The sequence below is a fragment of the Shewanella atlantica genome, from assembly GCF_003966265.1.
Classification (GTDB): domain Bacteria; phylum Pseudomonadota; class Gammaproteobacteria; order Enterobacterales; family Shewanellaceae; genus Shewanella; species Shewanella atlantica.
The window spans coordinates 562,989-579,296 of record NZ_RXNV01000002.1 but is presented as its reverse complement, the minus strand read 5'-3'; the positions used below and the strand labels follow the sequence as shown (position 1 = coordinate 579,296).

Sequence of the window (16,308 nt, the reverse complement as noted above, 5' to 3'; positions counted from 1 at the left end):
AAGTAAGCAGTGTTTGGCAACACAATGTGTTTGCTGCATTCGGGAAAGCTGCAATACTGGTTATAAAGAACATTACCTGATTTTTATATCAGCAAGAATGATAAAACCGAGATCTCTGAATTGATGTCTCGGTTTTTTTTTGGCTTTAGCAGTTTCAAAACAAGCACAGATGTCGAAAGTAAGCAGTGTTTGGCAACACAATGTGTTTGCTGCATTCGGGAAAGCTGCAATACTGGTTATAAAGAACATTACCTGATTTTTATATCAGCAAGAATGATAAAACCGAGATCTCTGAATAGATGTCTCGGTTTTTTTATTGAGATTTGCAGATTTAGCTAACAAACGGCGTTTGGCGACGTTCGGGCACGCTAGATTAGGCTAGATGCATTTCGCTGGTTTAGGCAAGCCTGCAACCTTAGTCGCTTGTTTAGCCGGACCGGTAGGAAAGAGAGTATACAGGTACTTAGAATTACCTTTATCGGCACCTAGCTTTTGGCCAATGGCTTTAACCAATACACGTATTGCCGGGCTTGTCTTGTACTCTAAATAGAAGTCCCGCACGAAATGTATCACCTCCCAATGAGCCGGAGTGAGTGTTATCTGCTCCTGTGCTGCTATGAGTTCGGCAATCTCTTCATTCCACTGTGAAACCTGCTTAAGGTAGCCCTGAGGATCGGTTTCGATCTGCTCGCCTTTATATTCAAAACTATTCAACTGCTTTTAACCTCTGAGACCTGTTTGACTTGTAACTGATGTAACTGATGTAACTGATGTAAAAGGTTTACGCCTAACCTACCTATGAGCTTGATGTCATTTATCACCAGGTGATCACCTTGTCATGTTTTAAAGACTCTTGCACGAAGGTGTCGTAGTCGATAACGGTATAATGCCCTAACCGCTGGCTCAAGCCACGAGCTTCGACGTCACCTTTGAGTGCCATCACTCTGATATCGGCTAATCTTTCCTGCCACTCTGGTAATAAGAGACTATTAACGCCATTTCCGGAGAGTAATATCGCGTCCTGCTTACCCATGTATTTAAGACAACATGCAAGTGCATTATCTTGTTTGGCTGACGTTTGAATATGGTGTAAATTCATCAGAATACTAAGACCTCATCAACCTGAGTTAACTGCTCGGTGATCATTGATGGGGATACCTTCTCAACCTCAATAGTAAGCTCAGTAGGCTCTAGATCATACTCAAGCAAAGACTCTTCGCAGGCAAGTACGGTATCCACATCATAAAGGGGAAGGGCACCGAACGTGGAGATATAATCCTTCGCGCCAACACGTTCCGGTTGCTGATCTTTGATAAGGTTAAGTACGCCGTCATCGACAAAGATTAAACTCACTTCCTGCTCGAAGCTGGCACTTAACAGCGCGAGATCTAATGCTTCTCTGCCATGGGGCGAACCATGGGGGGCTCGACGGAAGACTATAGCGACTTTTTTCATTTTGATTTACTCATAAATATTCATTCAGCACTATTCATTCAGCGCAGTGGCTTAAAAGCTTACTACTCTGTCGGCAGCCTCTATACCCGTAACCAGCTCACCTAAGCCGCCCATTTCGAACGGCTCTTCCATGTTCCAATGGTCAAGCTGATTCTCTTTGGCCTCATTTTGAGACAGGATACCTCGTCTCAATGCAGCAGAGACACAGTTGACCAGCTGAACGCTATATTTCTTATTCAGCGATACCCAGGCCTTCGTTAGATCAAACTCATCCGAAGCCGGGCTGTTAAGAGTACTGGTATTAAGCACGCCATCTTGATAGAAGAAGACTCTTTCTATCTCGTGGCCTGACTCCAGTGCGGCTTTGGCAAAGCGGTAGGCATTATAACTGGCCGAACTGGCATAAGCAGCGCCGTTGACCTGAATGATGAATTTACTCATTTAACAAAATACTATAGTGATGGTAAAAAGGCAGGCAAAAAAATAGCCCCGATAATGGGGCTATTCTAACTGAAAACTCACTATGGAAACACGTTATTTTGGAGATGCCATTGTTTGGCATGATAATCCAATACTAGTTCATCCAATAAAAGTATGCGTCTTTAGTCATCGCCGCCAATACCCATCAGGTGAAGCAGAGCGATGAATAGGTTAAGGAAATCCAGATACAGAGAGATTGTGGCACGGATGTAATTTGTCTCACCGCCATTAACGATGCGACTGGTGTCGTAGAGAATGAAACCTGTCATCAATAACGCGATACCGGCGTTCAGAGCCATGAATACCATACCGTTGCCTAAGAACATATTAACCAGCAAGCCGACAAACATTATTACCAGACCGGCGATAAGGAAGCCTCTCATAAAGGAGAAGTCTTTCTTCGTTGTGATGGCATAACCCGATAAAGTCACGAAGATAACCGAAGTCAAACCAAGGGCTTGCATGATCAGCTGCGGACCATTGGCCATGCCGGCATAATGGTTAAGAATATAACCCAGTGAGGCACCTTGCATACCTGTGAAGGCGAAAACCCAAAACAAACCAGCGGCAGATTCAGCCTTTCTCAATGTCACAAATAAAATCGCTAAGCTACCAAGGGACATACCGATAGAGAGCATAGGGCCAATCTGTAATGCCATGGCAAGACCTGCACAAACTGCAGAGAAAGCCAATGTCATCGACAGTAACATATAGGTGTTTTTCAGGAGCTTATTCACTTCCAGTGTGGAAGCTCCAGTAGAATAGAGTGTTTGTTGTGTCATATTGCTCTCCGAAAACCTTTTGGACGTTCACTAACCATCTTGTTTAGATTAGCCTGAATGAAAAGAGTTCCATTACCTTTTCATTCGGCACTAAGTTTAGCTATAGGGTTAGTGCTCAAGTAAATCTTAAGTCATTGAATCATACATCAGCTGGAAACAGGGTTAAAGTGACAAAATCGTTTTTCAACGACAATAGCCCTCTATTTCCGCGAACCTTAATTGAAGCTTAAATCTGGCGCTATTTGGAGTTAATTAAACCAGTCTTTATGGAGTTTATCGCTATCGCCAAGGTATTCAAGTACCCATGACATCGCGGGAGACATATTGGCGCCATTCCATGCTAAACAGCATGGGCTGGGTGCCTTAACTGTGACTAACTCTTTCTCAATTAAGACACCAGCCTTAATGAAAGGCTCAGCAAAGTGCATGGGCATATATCCGACACCCAAACCTTCTCTGAAACAGTTGATTGCACGGATCCAATCAGGCACGACTAATCGGCGTTGATTTTCAAGCAACCAGGTCATTCGTTTCGGGATCTCTCTGGAGGTATCTTCCAGACAGATAGAAGGATATTGTCGTAATTCATCATCGGTCAGCGGTCTGTCAACCTCTGCAAGAGGGTGTCTCTTACCGACTAAAAATGCCCATTTGATGTCACCCATATCTTTAAAGTGGTAGTCACCACCGACAGGAATCGCCGTTGTCGCACCGATAGCGATATCACTGCGTCCATTGGCAATTGACTCCCATACGCCGTTGAACACTTCGATTCGAATTATCAATTCAACATTAGTGAAGTGGCGATAGAAATCGGCAATTAATACACTGATCTTATCGGCTCTAACCATGTTATCTAGCGCAATAGAAAGTGTGGGTTGCCAGCCGTTAGATACGCGCTTGGTATCATCCTTCATGGACTCCATGTTGGTGAGGATTGAGCGCGCCTGTTTTACAAAATATTCGCCTGCAGGAGTGAGGCTTACACTACGATGATGGCGTTCAAATAATATGGCGCCAAGCTCCTCCTCAACCTGTTTTACCGCATAGCTGACGGCCGATGGAACTTTGTGCAACTTGTTGGCTGCAGCGGTGAAACTCCCGACACGAGCGACCATATCGATTAATTGGAGTGATTGTTCAGAAAGCATACCAGCAGTTCCTTGCTGTGAAAATTATTGATAGCTGATGTCAAAAATAAACGTTTCACATCATTTAAGCAAGTATTTAGACTCCGGATCCTCAGTAATCATAAGATTGATTTTTTATATGAATCCAGAAAATAACACCAAGTACTTCTTCTTTTTAGCCTACCTGGCATTGCTCAGCATGTTGGGCTTTATCGCTACCGATATGTACCTTCCGGCATTTAAAGCGATTGAAGATTCGATGCAAGCAACCCCGGCTCAAGTTGCAGGCTCGTTAACCTGTTTCTTAGCCGGCTTGGCCATCGGACAACTCCTATATGGACCCTTGGTACAGCGTATAGGAAAACGTAACTCACTGCTATTAGGTCTTATGATTTTTGCAGTGGCAAGCTTCTCACTCGCTTCGAGTGAGACCGTGCTCTCTTTCAACATTGCCAGATTCTTTCAGGCACTCGGAGCCTGTAGTGCAGGCGTAATTTGGCAAGCCATTGTTATCGAAAAATATGACGCAGCTAAAGCCCAAGGTGTTTTTTCTAACATTATGCCGCTTGTTGCACTTTCACCCGCTTTAGCGCCACTCTTGGGAGCTTTCGTTCTGGAAAGTAGTGGATGGCCGACTATCTTTTTAATTTTAACATGTCTTGCTGTTTTTCTTATGTTGCTAACAGTTATGTTTGTACCTAAAGAAAAAGTGATGACAACTGCAGAGGAGGGAACGAAAAAGCTCACTTATTGGGGCCTATTGAAGAACCCTAAGTATCTGGGCAATGTTATCATCTTTGGTGCCTGTTCCGGTGCATTCTTTGCTTACTTAACCGTGTGGCCGATTGTCATGGAACAACATGGATATCAGGCAAAAGAGATAGGCTTGAGTTTCATTCCACAGACGATAATGTTTATTGTCGGTGGCTATGCGAGTAAGATCTTAATTCGTAAAGTGGGCACAGAAAAGTCACTCAGTGTCTTACTGACCTGTTTTGGTTTCTGTGTAGTGGCGATTGTCGCATGCTCGTTGATAATCAAAGTTGACAGCATTCTTCCACTGCTAATCTCATTCTCAATCCTTGCTGGCGCAAATGGTGCTATCTATCCGATAGTGGTCAATAGTGCATTGCAGGAGTTTACCAAGCATGCAGCGAAAGCTGCCGGTTTGCAGAACTTCCTACAAATAAGTATCGCTTTCGGTGCCTCTAGTCTGGTTGCTATCTGGGCTGGCTATGGTGAAGTCGCTATTGGGTTCGGGATCTTAATCTGCTCATTTGGTGTGATTGCCGGCTATAAGCTAAGAAACAGCAATACTTGGGACAAAGTACGTGAAGAATTCGTTATGCCGGATCCGGCTCGCGTCGCTTTGAAGCAAGATGAGTTGGATCTTGATTGATATTTATCCGAATACTCTAATTTGAATAAAAAACGCAGATAAGGACTTTACATCGTTATCTAGTCGCTATATTATTCGCGGCGTTCGGAGAGATGGCAGAGTGGTCGAATGCACCGGTCTTGAAAACCGGCATGGGTTTGTAGCCCATCTAGGGTTCAAATCCCTATCTCTCCGCCATATTCAGATTAAGGGCTACTCGAAAGAGTGGCCCTTTTTCGTATAGTTGAAAGTTGAACCCTAGGGTTCCTAATGTTTAAAGATCGCTATCTCTCCGCCATATTAAGGAAAGCCCGATATCGCAAGATATCGGGCTTTTTGCTGTCTGGTGGTCAACTAGATTTGCCAAAAATTGTTAGGTCTCAATAGTAATAGGTTTGTAGCTCATATATGTAGGGGTCAAATCCCTATCTCTCCGCCATATTCAGATTAAGGGCCACTCGGAAGAGTGGCCCTTTTTCGTATCTGAGATTCTTTAATTGAACCCAGGGTTCCTAATGTTTAAAGATCACTATCTCTACAGCATATTAAAGACGAAAGGCTCATCAGAAATGATGAGCCTTTTTTCGTATTAAAAGGAGTTGAACCCTAGGGTTCCTATTGTTTAAAGGCCGCTATCTCTCCGCCCCGATCTGTTATAAAGAGTCAGATGAAGGGTTAATCGAAAGAGTAGCCCTTATTCATATCTGAGATTCTTTAATTGAACACCAGGGTTCCTATTGTTTAAAGATCGCTATATCTCCGCCCCGAACTGATATAAAGAGTCAGATGAAGCACCAGCAAAAATGCAGGGGGCTTTTTTAATTTAGTAAGTTGATTAATCGCAAACGAGTTAAACAGATATGAGCCATAGGTGATCTTTTGTTGAGGTTACGCATTTTTCAACAGTTAGGAGGATCCCGATATAATTAAACATATAGCTTTTTTGCTGTAGGCGCGTTTACTGAGTGTGTTACTGCACCTTCTGTAGTGTTTGTTCTTGCACTGGCTAACTTCTTTAATAACTGGATTATTTGAAGGGACAGTCTAATCCAGCACACCCAAAGTGTGGGCCAGATTAACCAGCTGAGCACGATTTTTTGCATGGAATAGCTCTTTCAGTCGGGTGAGGTGGTAATTCACGCCGCTTTCAGAAAGCTTCAGTTTTTGACTGATCTCATCACAGGCATATCCTTCGGCAGTTAGTGCCAGCACTTGCAGGCTTTTGTCAGACAGGCAGTTAAAGTTTGTGATTGGGTTTATCTGAGTGATAAATTGCTCGTTGAGTGAACTTGAGAAAAGTTGCAGCTGGGCATTTATCTCCTCCATATTGTCGTTAAGTATTTGTGTCAGTTCATTTCGCTCAAGACTGGAGAAGAAGACAAACACGGCGGTCCAATCACTATGGTACTTGACCGGGAAATACCAAACCCCACGACTGTTAAGCCCATATTGCTCCATCAACTTCCTGAATTGGGCTCCTTTTCCTCCACTGTAATCGGGATCGCGCCATATATTCAGCCCCATGACATTTTTTTCCTGATAGCCGGCATCGATACGGGCAAAGGATTGAAGGTAATCGTGTCTGAACCTTCTGATCTTCTCGCTCGAGAAGACACTGTATTGGGCCTTTTGCATCTCATTAGGCACACGACGGCTTAACTTTTTAAAATCAATACCCTGAGGCATTCTGCTTTTTGTGGTGATGCCGTAAAAGAATTCAGTGATCCCATATTGAGCCATATAATCGCTGATTAACCGCAACTGTTGTGGTGAAATCTGACAAGGTTTTGTATCGATCGTATTCATAAAAATGGTTCAGTTGTCTTAGTTGTCCTGTTAAGTCCAATGATGCTTGGTTGCTCTGGAGGAGGTAACAGTAATCTCTGTGATGTTTTTATTATATAAAATATAAGAGCCTGATACATCAGAGTATACAGGCTCTTGTCATGGATGAGACTTTAAATTTTTCTAATTAACCAGTCGAATCAGTTAATTGAATTAACTAGACTAATCAGTCTGCCGAATTTTTATGACATGTCATACATGAGTATGGGTCAGGGAACACCCGGCTCATGTCCCAGTCAGAGTTAACCGAACTCCATACTTTCTCATAGGCTTGGTAGTTGCCGTCCTTGTCTCTGGGTAGGGCATTAAGTTCGTTAGGATCGTTGTAGATGTGATCATTACTCTTGATTTCATCGCCTTGATAGAGCTTTTGCGTCGACGCCTCGCCATGGTGAGCCGGTTTGGAATCTCCGGCGTGACACCAGAAACAGCGAGCGGTTTCTCCATGGGCCGATGGTGCGCCATTGTTGCCATGACAGGTGGCGCAATAGTAAGGCTGAGTCACATCGAAACCGTCACGACTGTTTATTGGCCAGCTATATCCGCCATGTCCACTAGGATCTTTACTCTCGTTATGACACTCGGTGCAATCGGCGATACCCCAACCAAAATGAGTTTCTTCCAGTATTGGTCCCTGATTCTCTTCCGGCAGCGGGAATACCTGAAGCGTCATCACATCGCTGCCATCCTCCTGTGGACTGAAATCACGCTGGGTAACCTCTTTACCCGAATACTCAGTCATGCCAAATAATTCATAGTGTGACTTAATCGCAGCCATGGCAAAGCCTACCGGTTGGTTCATTACCCCCACATCCGGCATGATATGCAGTGCATTACCACCAAAATTGGAGTTCCAGTCAAGGCGACAGTGCTCCGGATCGACCTGGATATCTTGTCCGCCACCTGCAGGTGATGAAAAGTCACATTTTGAGTGAGCATTAAAGTCGCCCTGAACCGCCATATCACCATAGGCAGTTGTCCAACCTCTACCGACTTCCGATGCGACTTCCAGTGCTCTGAACAGGGCAAAATGACCGACCTCGGCGCCCGTAGACAGAGAGGGCCAATAGTTAAACGCAATATCAGTTCCTGCGTCCGCCGCCGACAAAAATATATCCATCTTGGTTATCACGCCATTTTGGAAAATATCCGGTCTCATATTATGAGGCGTAACTTCAAGGTTTATCAGATCCGTCGGTGCCTGCGTCATAGAGGGCACTAAACGCAGCAGTGGGAGTATGACCTTGCCACTATTTTCAGCCAGGCGGGTCATCTCTCTGTCCTGAACCCAATGTCTGCGCTCTGTCATCTCAGGTGAAAATGGCTGGAAGCGTATGTTCATTCCCGGTTGGATCCAAAACTGATCCATGCGGCCGTAGGTCACTTCCCCCTGAGGCCCCAAGCCATCGAGTGTGCCATTAAGCGTAGTCAGGTCACCACCATCGAAGGTGAACCGGAAATGCCAGTCCCTGCCCATATAGTTATCGTAATTGACCAGGTTATCATTGAGAGCATTATCCTGCTCGTCGAATATTCCATCTCGGTTACTATCCCAGGATAGGGTGAACTCATAGGTATCCCGGCCACTGCTTTGTGGCGTGATGATGGATTCGAGTTTCAGATCATTACGGGAAGCGGCAAGGTATCGGAGCGCATCAAACACAGAGTAATGACCATCTACAAATATATCACTACGCGCACTACCGGCTCCCAGGCCATCCGGGTTGGTGCTCAGCAGTTGATGCATCTTAACGGCATCGATAACAATTGGTGTAGCTTTAGGGTTGTAGACACCATCTTTATGCGCATCTCGCTCATCGATATGCCCATCGCCTGTGAGATCTCGTGCGTCTTCACTCTGTAGCCAATCTTTAAGCGGGTCGGGGAATCGACCCAGATAAACGTTAAAGGTCCCTTCAAATTTCGCTTCGGGTTTTATGTCCAGTGTCAGGTATTTAGACTTTTCAGGTGTCGGTATAACCGGGGATTCAGTGGTGTCGTCGCTACCACAGCCGGTTAACAGGCCGAGTAGTAGCGCACTGCTAAGTATCTGTTTCATTATCATCTCTCGTGTTGTTAATCGGATCCGGATTTTTAATTGAGTTATAAATTGGCCGAGTTAAGCGTAACGAAACTTGATAACTGAAACCCTATTCCGATTTGCAGGGTTTTGGATTTGGTGGGGAGGCTGTGATGTCTATTTTAAAAATGGCACAAAGCGTGACGAATAACAAAAAGGGTAGACGGTGCCTCGCTTGGTTTATTGAGTGACATTCCAGAAGCTGTATTTAAATCCTAAGCTTAATCCAGCACACCTAATGAGTGAGCAAAACTGACCAGTTGAGCCCGGTTCTTGGCATTAAACAGCTCTTTAAGACGGTTCTGGTGATAGTGAACTCCACTTTCTGTCATTACCAACTTTTCGCCTATCTCCTCGCAGGAAAAACCTTGAGCGGTAAGTTCCAGCACCTGTAAAGCCTTGGGAGAGAGGCAGTTAAAATTGCTTATAGGGTTGAGTTGAGCAATGCATTGTTCATTGAACAGACTGGAGTAGAGTTGTAGTTGGTAGTTAATTTGCTCACGGTTAGTGATGATATTCCGGCTGAGTGTACTTTTGTCCAGTGGGGAAAATAGCACAAAAACAGCGTACCAATCAGGGTTGTACTTGACGGGTAACAGCCAGAGCGCGCGGCTGACGATTCCATATTCATCCATTAAGCGCTTAAACTGCTCGCCTTTTGCGCCGCTATAGTCGGGATCGCGCCAAATATTTGGTCCGGGAAGATTTTTATCGAAGTAGGCCTCATCGGAGGAGGCAAAGTGCTGCAGGTATCGGTGACGAAATATTCGTATATTGTCACTGGAATAGATGCCATACCTTGCCTTCAGCATCTCTTTGGGCATGCGTCGGCGCAGTTTTTTAAATTCATTGGTTGCAGGCATTAATGTTTTGGTTGTAATGCCATAGAAGAATTCAGTGACTCCTTGTTCGGCTAAAAATTCACTGGCAAGGCGAATATGTTCGGGGTCGATGTCGCAAGGCTTTGTGATGATACTTTTCATAAAAAATACTGATTAATAGAAGTTATTTTAACGCTATTTCTGAGTCCGTATGGGCTCCTTGATAGCGAGACTACCTTTGGCGTTAACCATTGTCAAAGAGGGCTTGTCGACTTTGCAGCACAAGCCCTTATATGCTATTTAACTTGCTTTACCGGCTTAATTTGGGTTTGGATGGCAAGTCATGCAGGAGTAGGGGTCAGGGAATACACGGCTCATATCCCAGTCAGAATTTCTTGAACTCATCAGGTCTGTGTACTCCTCATAGTTACCCATGCTATCTCTTGGTAAAGAGTTTAGATCTTTAGGGGCATTCGTATTGTAGATGTGGGTGTTACTCTTAATTTCTCCTTTGCTGTCCTGATAACGCCGTTGAGTCGAAGCATCACCATGGTGTAATGGACGGTTTTCCTTAGTGTCATGGCACCAGAAGCAGCGCGCCGTTTCGCCATGGCCCGATGGAGCCCCGTTATTGCCATGACAGGTGGCACAGTAATAAGGTTGCGTTTCATCGAAGCCATCGCTGCTATTTATCGGCCAGCTGTATCCGCCGTGTCCTAGGGGGGCCTTTTCGGCATTGTGACACTCGGTGCAATCGGCAATCCCCCAGCCGAAGTGATCGGGCTTTAAGATTGCTTTGTCTGATGCTGAACCTGAGCCATCGGGTAGCTCAAAAACCTGAAGCGTCATGATATCGGAGCCATCTTCGTCCTGGCTAAAATCACGATCCATAACATCTTTACCGGAAAACTCCGGCATGCCCCAAACCTTGTAATGAGACTTTATCTCCGCATAGACATATTCAACCGGCTGGTTCATTACCCACACATCAGACATGATATGTACAGCCCAACCACCGAAGTTGGTTCGCCAATCGATACGGCAATGCTCGGGATCCACCTCTATGTCCAGACCGCCACCAGCCGGTGATGAAAAGTCACATTGTGAGTTTCGCGTGAAGTCTTTCAACATAGCCATTTCGCCATAGCCGGTTGTCCAGCCACGACCAACATCTGATGAGACACCGTTAATCCGGAATAGAGCAAAGTGTTCAATCTTGGCCCCGGTGGAAAGTGTCGGCCAGTAGTTAAAGGCTATATCCTGTCCCGCATCGGCGGCGGACAAGTAGACATCCATCTTAGTGATCACACCCGGCTGGAAGATATCCGGTCTCATGTTGTGAGCGGTCACCTCCAGATTTTTAATAATAGTTGGCGGTACATCCTTCTTTTTGTAGTCGATAGCTATAGTCGGCACGATAACCTTGCCGCCGGCCTCTGCTATTCGAGCCATCTCTCTATTCTGAACCCAGTGTCGTCTCTGGGTCATTTCGGGAGAAAAGGGTTGGAAACGAATGGTCATGCCAGGTTGGATCCACATTTGATCCATTCTGGAGTAGGTAAGCTCCCCCTGGGGGCCAATACCACTGATGGTACTGTCGATTTTCTTGAACTCTCCGCCATCGTACCTGGATCTGAAATGCCAATCTTTCCCTTGGTAGTTAGCATAGATATCGTTATCCATTTCATCGAACAGACCATCGCCATTGCTGTCCCAAGATATTTCAAATTCGAAGGTATCACGGCCGCTGTTTTCCGGAGTGACAATGTTTTCGATTTTAAGATCATTACGTGTAACGGCAAGGTAGCGTAGAGCATCGAATACGCCGTACTGTCCGGGAACAAATATATCGGGACGCGCAGTACCCGCACCTAGCCCATCGGGATTGGTCATTAAGAGTTGATGCATCTTGATCGCATCGACTTTTATAATAGGCTCTTTCGGGTTATAGATGCCGGCCAGATGTGCATCACGTTCGTCAATCCAACCATCTTTGTTATAGTCGACATCAGGGCCATCGGCCTTGGGTTTGTCTTTATTATTCAGATCGCTATTGTCATGGATCCAATGAGTCACAGGGTCATCGTAGCGACCTAAGTTGATATAAAACTCACCGGTAAATTTGGTATCAGGTTTGATATACAGCGTCAGGTATTTGGATTTTTCCGGTTCAGGCGTGTCGGGTGTTACGGGGGAGCTTGCTGTGTCATCACTACCACAGCCTGCTAATAAGCTTAGCAAAAGCGCGCTATATAGCTCTCTTCTCATCTTCATCTCTCTTAGTGTCAGTCATTAATTACTGTTATGTTTTTTACAAATTGCATCTGAATTTGCTAACACGAGATTAGCCGATGCGATCCGCCAAAACGCTACGACTAGCCGTAGTGTTTTGTGGCGGCAAACAGAGTTGTGATCTGTATGTGATTAACTGTAAAGAATGGAATGAAGACTTTGGTCGTTTCAACTGATTTTATGAAGTGTACTCAGGTTATTCCAGTACTCCCAGAGTGTGAGCGGAACTGACCAGTTGAGCCTGGTTTTTGGCATTAAACAGCTCTTTGAGACGGTTTTGGTGATAGTGCACGCCACTTTTTGTCATCACCAGTTTTTCGCCTATCTCTTCGCTGGAATAACCTTGTGCGGTGAGCTCAAGCACCTGTATAGCCTTGGGGGAAAGGCAGTTGAAATTGCTGATAGGGTTGAGCTGGGCGATACACTGATCGTTAAACAAGCTTGAATAGAGCAGTAGTTGATGATCTATCTGCTCTTGGTGAGCCTGTAAATTTTGCCTGAGTGTCGCCTGGTCGAGGTCGGAGAAGAAAACGTAGACGGCTTCCCAGTTTGGGTTGTATTTTACCGGTAATCGCCAGGCTCCCCAGCTTTGAAAGCCATACTCCTCCCTTAACCGTTGTAGCTGCTGCCCTTTGGGCGTCGTTATATCAGCATTTTTCAACAGGTTTAATCCTAAATTCTGCTTTTCGAAGTAACCATCGTCGTAAGCTGCAAAATGCGAAAGATAATGGTGGCGGTATTCCATGATAGCCTTGCTCGAGCAGAGCATAAATCTAGCTTTAAGCATTTCGTTGGGAAGTCGCTGCCGTAATTTCTTAAACATTTCTGACGTGGTTGGCTTCATCTTAATTGTGATGCCATAGAAAAACTCTGTGACCCCGTAGTCGGCCAGATACTCTCGAACAAAGCTAATATATTTAGGGGCAATATCGCAGTGCTTAGGTTTGTTGTTACTCATAGAAAAAATTGTTCTTATCGGTAGTCCATTAAAAGCTGTATGTAGTGCCTTTAGCTGTTATTAAAAGCACTTATCAATACAGAATATAGAGATAATACACTAGCGTCAAAATTGAACAGGGGCTCCAAATTGCCCCTGAATTTACTCATGAATAGGCTTAAGGGTTTTGGTGGCATGTCATACAGGAGTATGGATCCGGGAACACTTTACTCATATCCCAGTCAGAGTTGACTGAACTCCATAGCTTATCATATTCCTTAAAGTTACCCATCTTGTCTCTTGGTAGTGCGGCTATCTCATTAGGGTGATTGTAGATATGCGTGTTACTTCTTATCTCATCCCCTTCATAGATACGCTGGGTCGAACTATCACCATGATGTTCAGGACGGTTCTGTTCTGAGTCATGGCACCAGAAACAGCGGGCCGTCTCTCCATGAGCTTTGGGTGCGCCATTGTTACCGTGACAGGTTGCACAATAGTAAGGTTGGGTTTCGTCGAACCCGTCACTACTATTGATTGGCCAGCTATACCCACCATGCCCATCAGGATCTTTTTGCTCGTTGTGGCACTCTGTGCAATCGGCGATGTCCCAACCAAAATGGCTAGGTTTAAGGACTGCACTCTCAGTTTCATCGGGAAGAGGAAAAACTTGTAATGTCATGATGTCGGAGCCATCTTCATTATTACTGAAGTCACGCTCGACACGATCTTTTCCTGGGTACTCAGGCATTCCCCATGTTTTGTAATGATCTTTTATGGCTGTGGTCACAAATTCAACAGGCTGGTTCATTACCCAGACATCAGACATAAGATGAAGAATATTACCACCGAATCTGGATTGCCAATCTCTGCGACAATGCTCAGGATCAACGACCAACTCCTGCCCACCGCCTGTCGGGGTAGAAAATGCGCACTGAGAGTCTCTGGAAAAATCTCCTTGAGTAGCCATCTCTCCATAAAGGGTGGCCCAACCACGGCCTACATCGGAAGCTATTCCATCTACTCTGAACAGAGCAAAGCTGCCAACTTGCGCTCCGGTAGAGAGAGTTGGCCAGTAGTTGAAGGCGATGTCCAGTCCGGTATCGGCTGCAGAGAGAAACACATCCATCTTAGTGATGACACCTTGTTGAAAAATATCTGATCTCATATTATGCGCGGTGACTTCGAGATCTTTGATAACAATAGGTGCTTCACTGTATGACTTTACCGCTGTAAAAGTAGGTACGATAACCTTGCCACTGTTTTGTGTAAGTCTTGCCATCTCTCTATCTTGTACCCAGTGACGTCTTGCCGTCATCTCAGGAGAGAATGATTGAAAGCGTATGTTCATACCCGATTTGATCCAAAATTGGTCCATTCTTTCGTAATTGCCTTCTCCTTGCGGGCCGACTCCATTTAGGCTCCCCCGGGCCTTTGCAAACTCACCGTTTTCAAATTGAGAGCGGAAATGCCAATCCTGACTCTTATGATTACTATAATTGACAGCACACCCGTAGGTGTCACCAGGATCAGTACTTATATTGTCAGTGTCATTGAACTCTCCGTCGCCGTTACAATCCCAAGACAGGGTAAACTCATAGGTATCGCGGCCGCTTTCGTCATAATTGATGATATTATCGAGTTTGATATCGTTGCGGGTTAAAGCAAGATAGCGCAATGCATCGAATACAGAATAGTGGCCCGTTACAAAAATATCACCGCGAGCACTGCCGGCACCTAAGCCATCCGGATTTGTCATCAACAGTTGGTGCATCTTGGCTGCGTCGACGATAATTGCTGTCTCTGGTTCGTTGACTATCCCAGCCAGTTGCGCGTCACGTTCATCAACAGCATAGTACTGACCCGTTTCCATTTTGTCGTGGGTATGGTCCCCCTGATGGTAGGCTTCATCACTTTGAAGCCATGCTTTAACCGGATCGGCATAGCGACCAAGGTAAACATTGAATGTACCTTCAAATTTGGCTTCAGGCTTGATGTCCAGAGTGAGGTACTTCGACTTTTCAGGATCTGGCGTCACAGGCTCATCTGGTTGGTCGTTAGTGTCGTCGCTACCACACCCTGTCAGCAGGCTCAGTAGCAAGGTACTTAGCAATAATTTTCTCATCGTCATCTCTCTTAGTGTCATCGTGAATTTATCTTTTTGTTTTTACAAATTGCATTTGAATTTGCTGACATGAGATTAGCCGAAGCGATCCGACAAAACGCTACTACATGTCGTAGTGTTTTGTCGCGTCAAAGAGAGTTGTGAAGTGGATATAATTAAGTAAACATACATGGAATGCAGAGTTAGGTTGTCTCAACAGTACCTTTGATGGTTACTCAGGTTATTCCAGTACTCCCAGAGTGTGAGCGGAACTGACCAGTTGAGCCCGATTTTTGGCATTAAAAAGTTCTTTTAACCGGTTCTGATGATAGTTGACCCCGCTTTCAGATATAGTCAACTTCTCGCCAATCTCATCACTTGAATAGCCCTGAGCCGTTAATTGCAGTACCTGCATAGTCTTAGCTGAAAGGCAGTTAAAGTTGCTGATGGGATTCAATTGACTGATACATTGATCATTAAACAAAGTGGCGTAGAGCTGTAGCTGCCGTTCAATCTCTTGCCTGTTATCTGTAAATGTGGATAGTAAAGTTTTTCGAGACTGATCGGAAAACAGCACAAAGGCACTGCGCCAATCAGAGTTGTATTTGACTGGCAGTAACCAGATAGCGCGACTGACAGCGCCATGCTTATCCATGAGTCGCTTAAACTGTTCACCTTTTCCACCAGAGTAATCTGGTGAGTAAGGTACGTTTGGGCCCAGATGAACTCTATCTGAATAGGCTCCATCTCTGCTGGCGAAGTGTTCAATATAATATTGAAGTAAAAGCCGTATACTATCCCTTGAGAAAATCAATTTATTAGCTTTACACATCTCTCCAGGTATTCGGCTCCGCAACCTCTTAAATTGATACAGTGAAGCCCCTTTCTCTTTGGTTGTTATGCCATAGAAAAAATTCGTTATGCCATATTTACTCAGAACTTCATTGGCTTGACTGACATAGATAGAATCAATGTTACAGTGTTTAGTCTTTGTATTACTCATA

The 16,308-nt window shown here is 44.9% G+C and carries 14 protein-coding genes and 1 tRNA gene; 2 read left to right on the top strand and 13 right to left on the bottom strand.

Annotated elements, in window-relative coordinates:
* Positions 1-378: 378 nt before the first annotated feature.
* The 6 genes from EKG39_RS07765 to punR all read right to left on the bottom strand — a co-directional run bounded on the left by EKG39_RS07765 (position 379) and on the right by punR (position 3,868).
* Positions 379-714 (bottom strand): TusE/DsrC/DsvC family sulfur relay protein, encoded by a 336-nt coding sequence (locus tag EKG39_RS07765; RefSeq protein WP_126505158.1) that lies wholly within the window; start codon positions 712-714, stop codon positions 379-381.
* A gap of 103 nt (positions 715-817) precedes the next feature.
* A complete protein-coding gene (gene tusB / locus EKG39_RS07760; RefSeq protein ID WP_126505157.1) occupies positions 818-1,099 on the bottom strand; it encodes a sulfurtransferase complex subunit TusB in 282 nt (93 codons plus the stop codon).
* Positions 1,099-1,455: a sulfurtransferase complex subunit TusC gene (gene tusC / locus EKG39_RS07755; protein WP_126505156.1), complete on the bottom strand. Its 357-nt coding sequence runs from the start codon at positions 1,453-1,455 to the stop codon at positions 1,099-1,101. Before tusC ends, tusB begins: the two co-directional genes overlap by 1 nt.
* Positions 1,456-1,506: 51 nt before the next feature.
* A complete protein-coding gene (gene tusD / locus EKG39_RS07750) occupies positions 1,507-1,896 on the bottom strand; it encodes a sulfurtransferase complex subunit TusD (protein WP_126505155.1) in 390 nt (129 codons plus the stop codon).
* Positions 1,897-2,057: 161 nt separating this feature from the next.
* A complete protein-coding gene (locus EKG39_RS07745; RefSeq protein ID WP_126505154.1) occupies positions 2,058-2,717 on the bottom strand; it encodes a Bax inhibitor-1/YccA family protein in 660 nt (219 codons plus the stop codon).
* Between the two features lie 248 nt (positions 2,718-2,965).
* On the bottom strand, positions 2,966-3,868 hold the full coding sequence (punR, locus tag EKG39_RS07740; RefSeq protein ID WP_126505153.1) for a DNA-binding transcriptional activator PunR: 903 nt from the start codon (positions 3,866-3,868) through the stop codon (positions 2,966-2,968).
* A 118-nt stretch (positions 3,869-3,986) separates the two neighbouring features.
* On the opposite strand from punR, the gene punC reads away from it, so the two are divergent.
* Both punC and EKG39_RS07730 read left to right on the top strand, forming a co-directional pair.
* Positions 3,987-5,246, top strand: a complete 1,260-nt coding sequence (gene punC, locus EKG39_RS07735) for a purine nucleoside transporter PunC (protein WP_126505152.1) — start codon at positions 3,987-3,989, stop codon at positions 5,244-5,246.
* Positions 5,247-5,332: 86 nt separating this feature from the next.
* Positions 5,333-5,423, top strand: a tRNA-Ser gene (locus EKG39_RS07730).
* Positions 5,424-6,269: 846 nt separating this feature from the next.
* Here the strand turns inward: EKG39_RS07730 and EKG39_RS07725 are convergent.
* The 7 genes from EKG39_RS07725 to EKG39_RS07695 form a co-directional block, all read right to left on the bottom strand.
* Complete coding sequence (locus EKG39_RS07725; RefSeq protein ID WP_126505151.1) at positions 6,270-7,031, bottom strand: helix-turn-helix transcriptional regulator; 762 nt, start codon at positions 7,029-7,031, stop codon at positions 6,270-6,272.
* 205 nt (positions 7,032-7,236) lie between these two features.
* A complete protein-coding gene (locus tag EKG39_RS07720; protein WP_246028443.1) occupies positions 7,237-9,129 on the bottom strand; it encodes a hypothetical protein in 1,893 nt (630 codons plus the stop codon).
* 242 nt (positions 9,130-9,371) lie between these two features.
* Positions 9,372-10,133 carry a helix-turn-helix transcriptional regulator gene (locus EKG39_RS07715; protein ID WP_126505149.1) on the bottom strand — a complete coding sequence of 254 codons (762 nt, stop codon included), beginning with the start codon at positions 10,131-10,133 and terminating at the stop codon, positions 9,372-9,374.
* A gap of 156 nt (positions 10,134-10,289) precedes the next feature.
* Positions 10,290-12,239 carry a hypothetical protein gene (locus tag EKG39_RS07710; protein ID WP_246028442.1) on the bottom strand — a complete coding sequence of 650 codons (1,950 nt, stop codon included), beginning with the start codon at positions 12,237-12,239 and terminating at the stop codon, positions 10,290-10,292.
* Positions 12,240-12,459: 220 nt separating this feature from the next.
* Entirely contained in the window at positions 12,460-13,221 is a 762-nt protein-coding gene (locus EKG39_RS07705; RefSeq protein ID WP_126505147.1) for a helix-turn-helix transcriptional regulator, read from the bottom strand.
* A 157-nt stretch (positions 13,222-13,378) separates the two neighbouring features.
* On the bottom strand, positions 13,379-15,325 hold the full coding sequence (locus EKG39_RS07700) for a hypothetical protein (protein ID WP_246028441.1): 1,947 nt from the start codon (positions 15,323-15,325) through the stop codon (positions 13,379-13,381).
* 220 nt (positions 15,326-15,545) lie between these two features.
* Positions 15,546-16,307, bottom strand: a complete 762-nt coding sequence (locus EKG39_RS07695) for a helix-turn-helix transcriptional regulator (RefSeq protein WP_126505146.1) — start codon at positions 16,305-16,307, stop codon at positions 15,546-15,548.
* Between the last annotated feature and the right edge of the window lies 1 nt (position 16,308).

What these genes read in the sequence shown, in the direction of transcription:
- EKG39_RS07705 (WP_126505147.1), bottom strand. Translation starts at nt 13,221, where the DNA reads ATGAGTAACAACAAACCTAAGCACTGCGATATTGCCCCTAAATATATT.
- tusD (WP_126505155.1), bottom strand. Translation starts at nt 1,896, where the DNA reads ATGAGTAAATTCATCATTCAGGTCAACGGCGCTGCTTATGCCAGTTCG.
- EKG39_RS07700 (WP_246028441.1), bottom strand. Translation starts at nt 15,325, where the DNA reads ATGAGAAAATTATTGCTAAGTACCTTGCTACTGAGCCTGCTGACAGGG.
- tusC (WP_126505156.1), bottom strand. Translation starts at nt 1,455, where the DNA reads ATGAAAAAAGTCGCTATAGTCTTCCGTCGAGCCCCCCATGGTTCGCCC.
- punR (WP_126505153.1), bottom strand. Translation starts at nt 3,868, where the DNA reads ATGCTTTCTGAACAATCACTCCAATTAATCGATATGGTCGCTCGTGTC.
- EKG39_RS07695 (WP_126505146.1), bottom strand. Translation starts at nt 16,307, where the DNA reads ATGAGTAATACAAAGACTAAACACTGTAACATTGATTCTATCTATGTC.
- EKG39_RS07710 (WP_246028442.1), bottom strand. Translation starts at nt 12,239, where the DNA reads ATGAGAAGAGAGCTATATAGCGCGCTTTTGCTAAGCTTATTAGCAGGC.
- tusB (WP_126505157.1), bottom strand. Translation starts at nt 1,099, where the DNA reads ATGAATTTACACCATATTCAAACGTCAGCCAAACAAGATAATGCACTT.
- EKG39_RS07725 (WP_126505151.1), bottom strand. Translation starts at nt 7,031, where the DNA reads ATGAATACGATCGATACAAAACCTTGTCAGATTTCACCACAACAGTTG.
- punC (WP_126505152.1), top strand. Translation starts at nt 3,987, where the DNA reads ATGAATCCAGAAAATAACACCAAGTACTTCTTCTTTTTAGCCTACCTG.
- EKG39_RS07720 (WP_246028443.1), bottom strand. Translation starts at nt 9,129, where the DNA reads ATGAAACAGATACTTAGCAGTGCGCTACTACTCGGCCTGTTAACCGGC.
- EKG39_RS07745 (WP_126505154.1), bottom strand. Translation starts at nt 2,717, where the DNA reads ATGACACAACAAACACTCTATTCTACTGGAGCTTCCACACTGGAAGTG.
- EKG39_RS07715 (WP_126505149.1), bottom strand. Translation starts at nt 10,133, where the DNA reads ATGAAAAGTATCATCACAAAGCCTTGCGACATCGACCCCGAACATATT.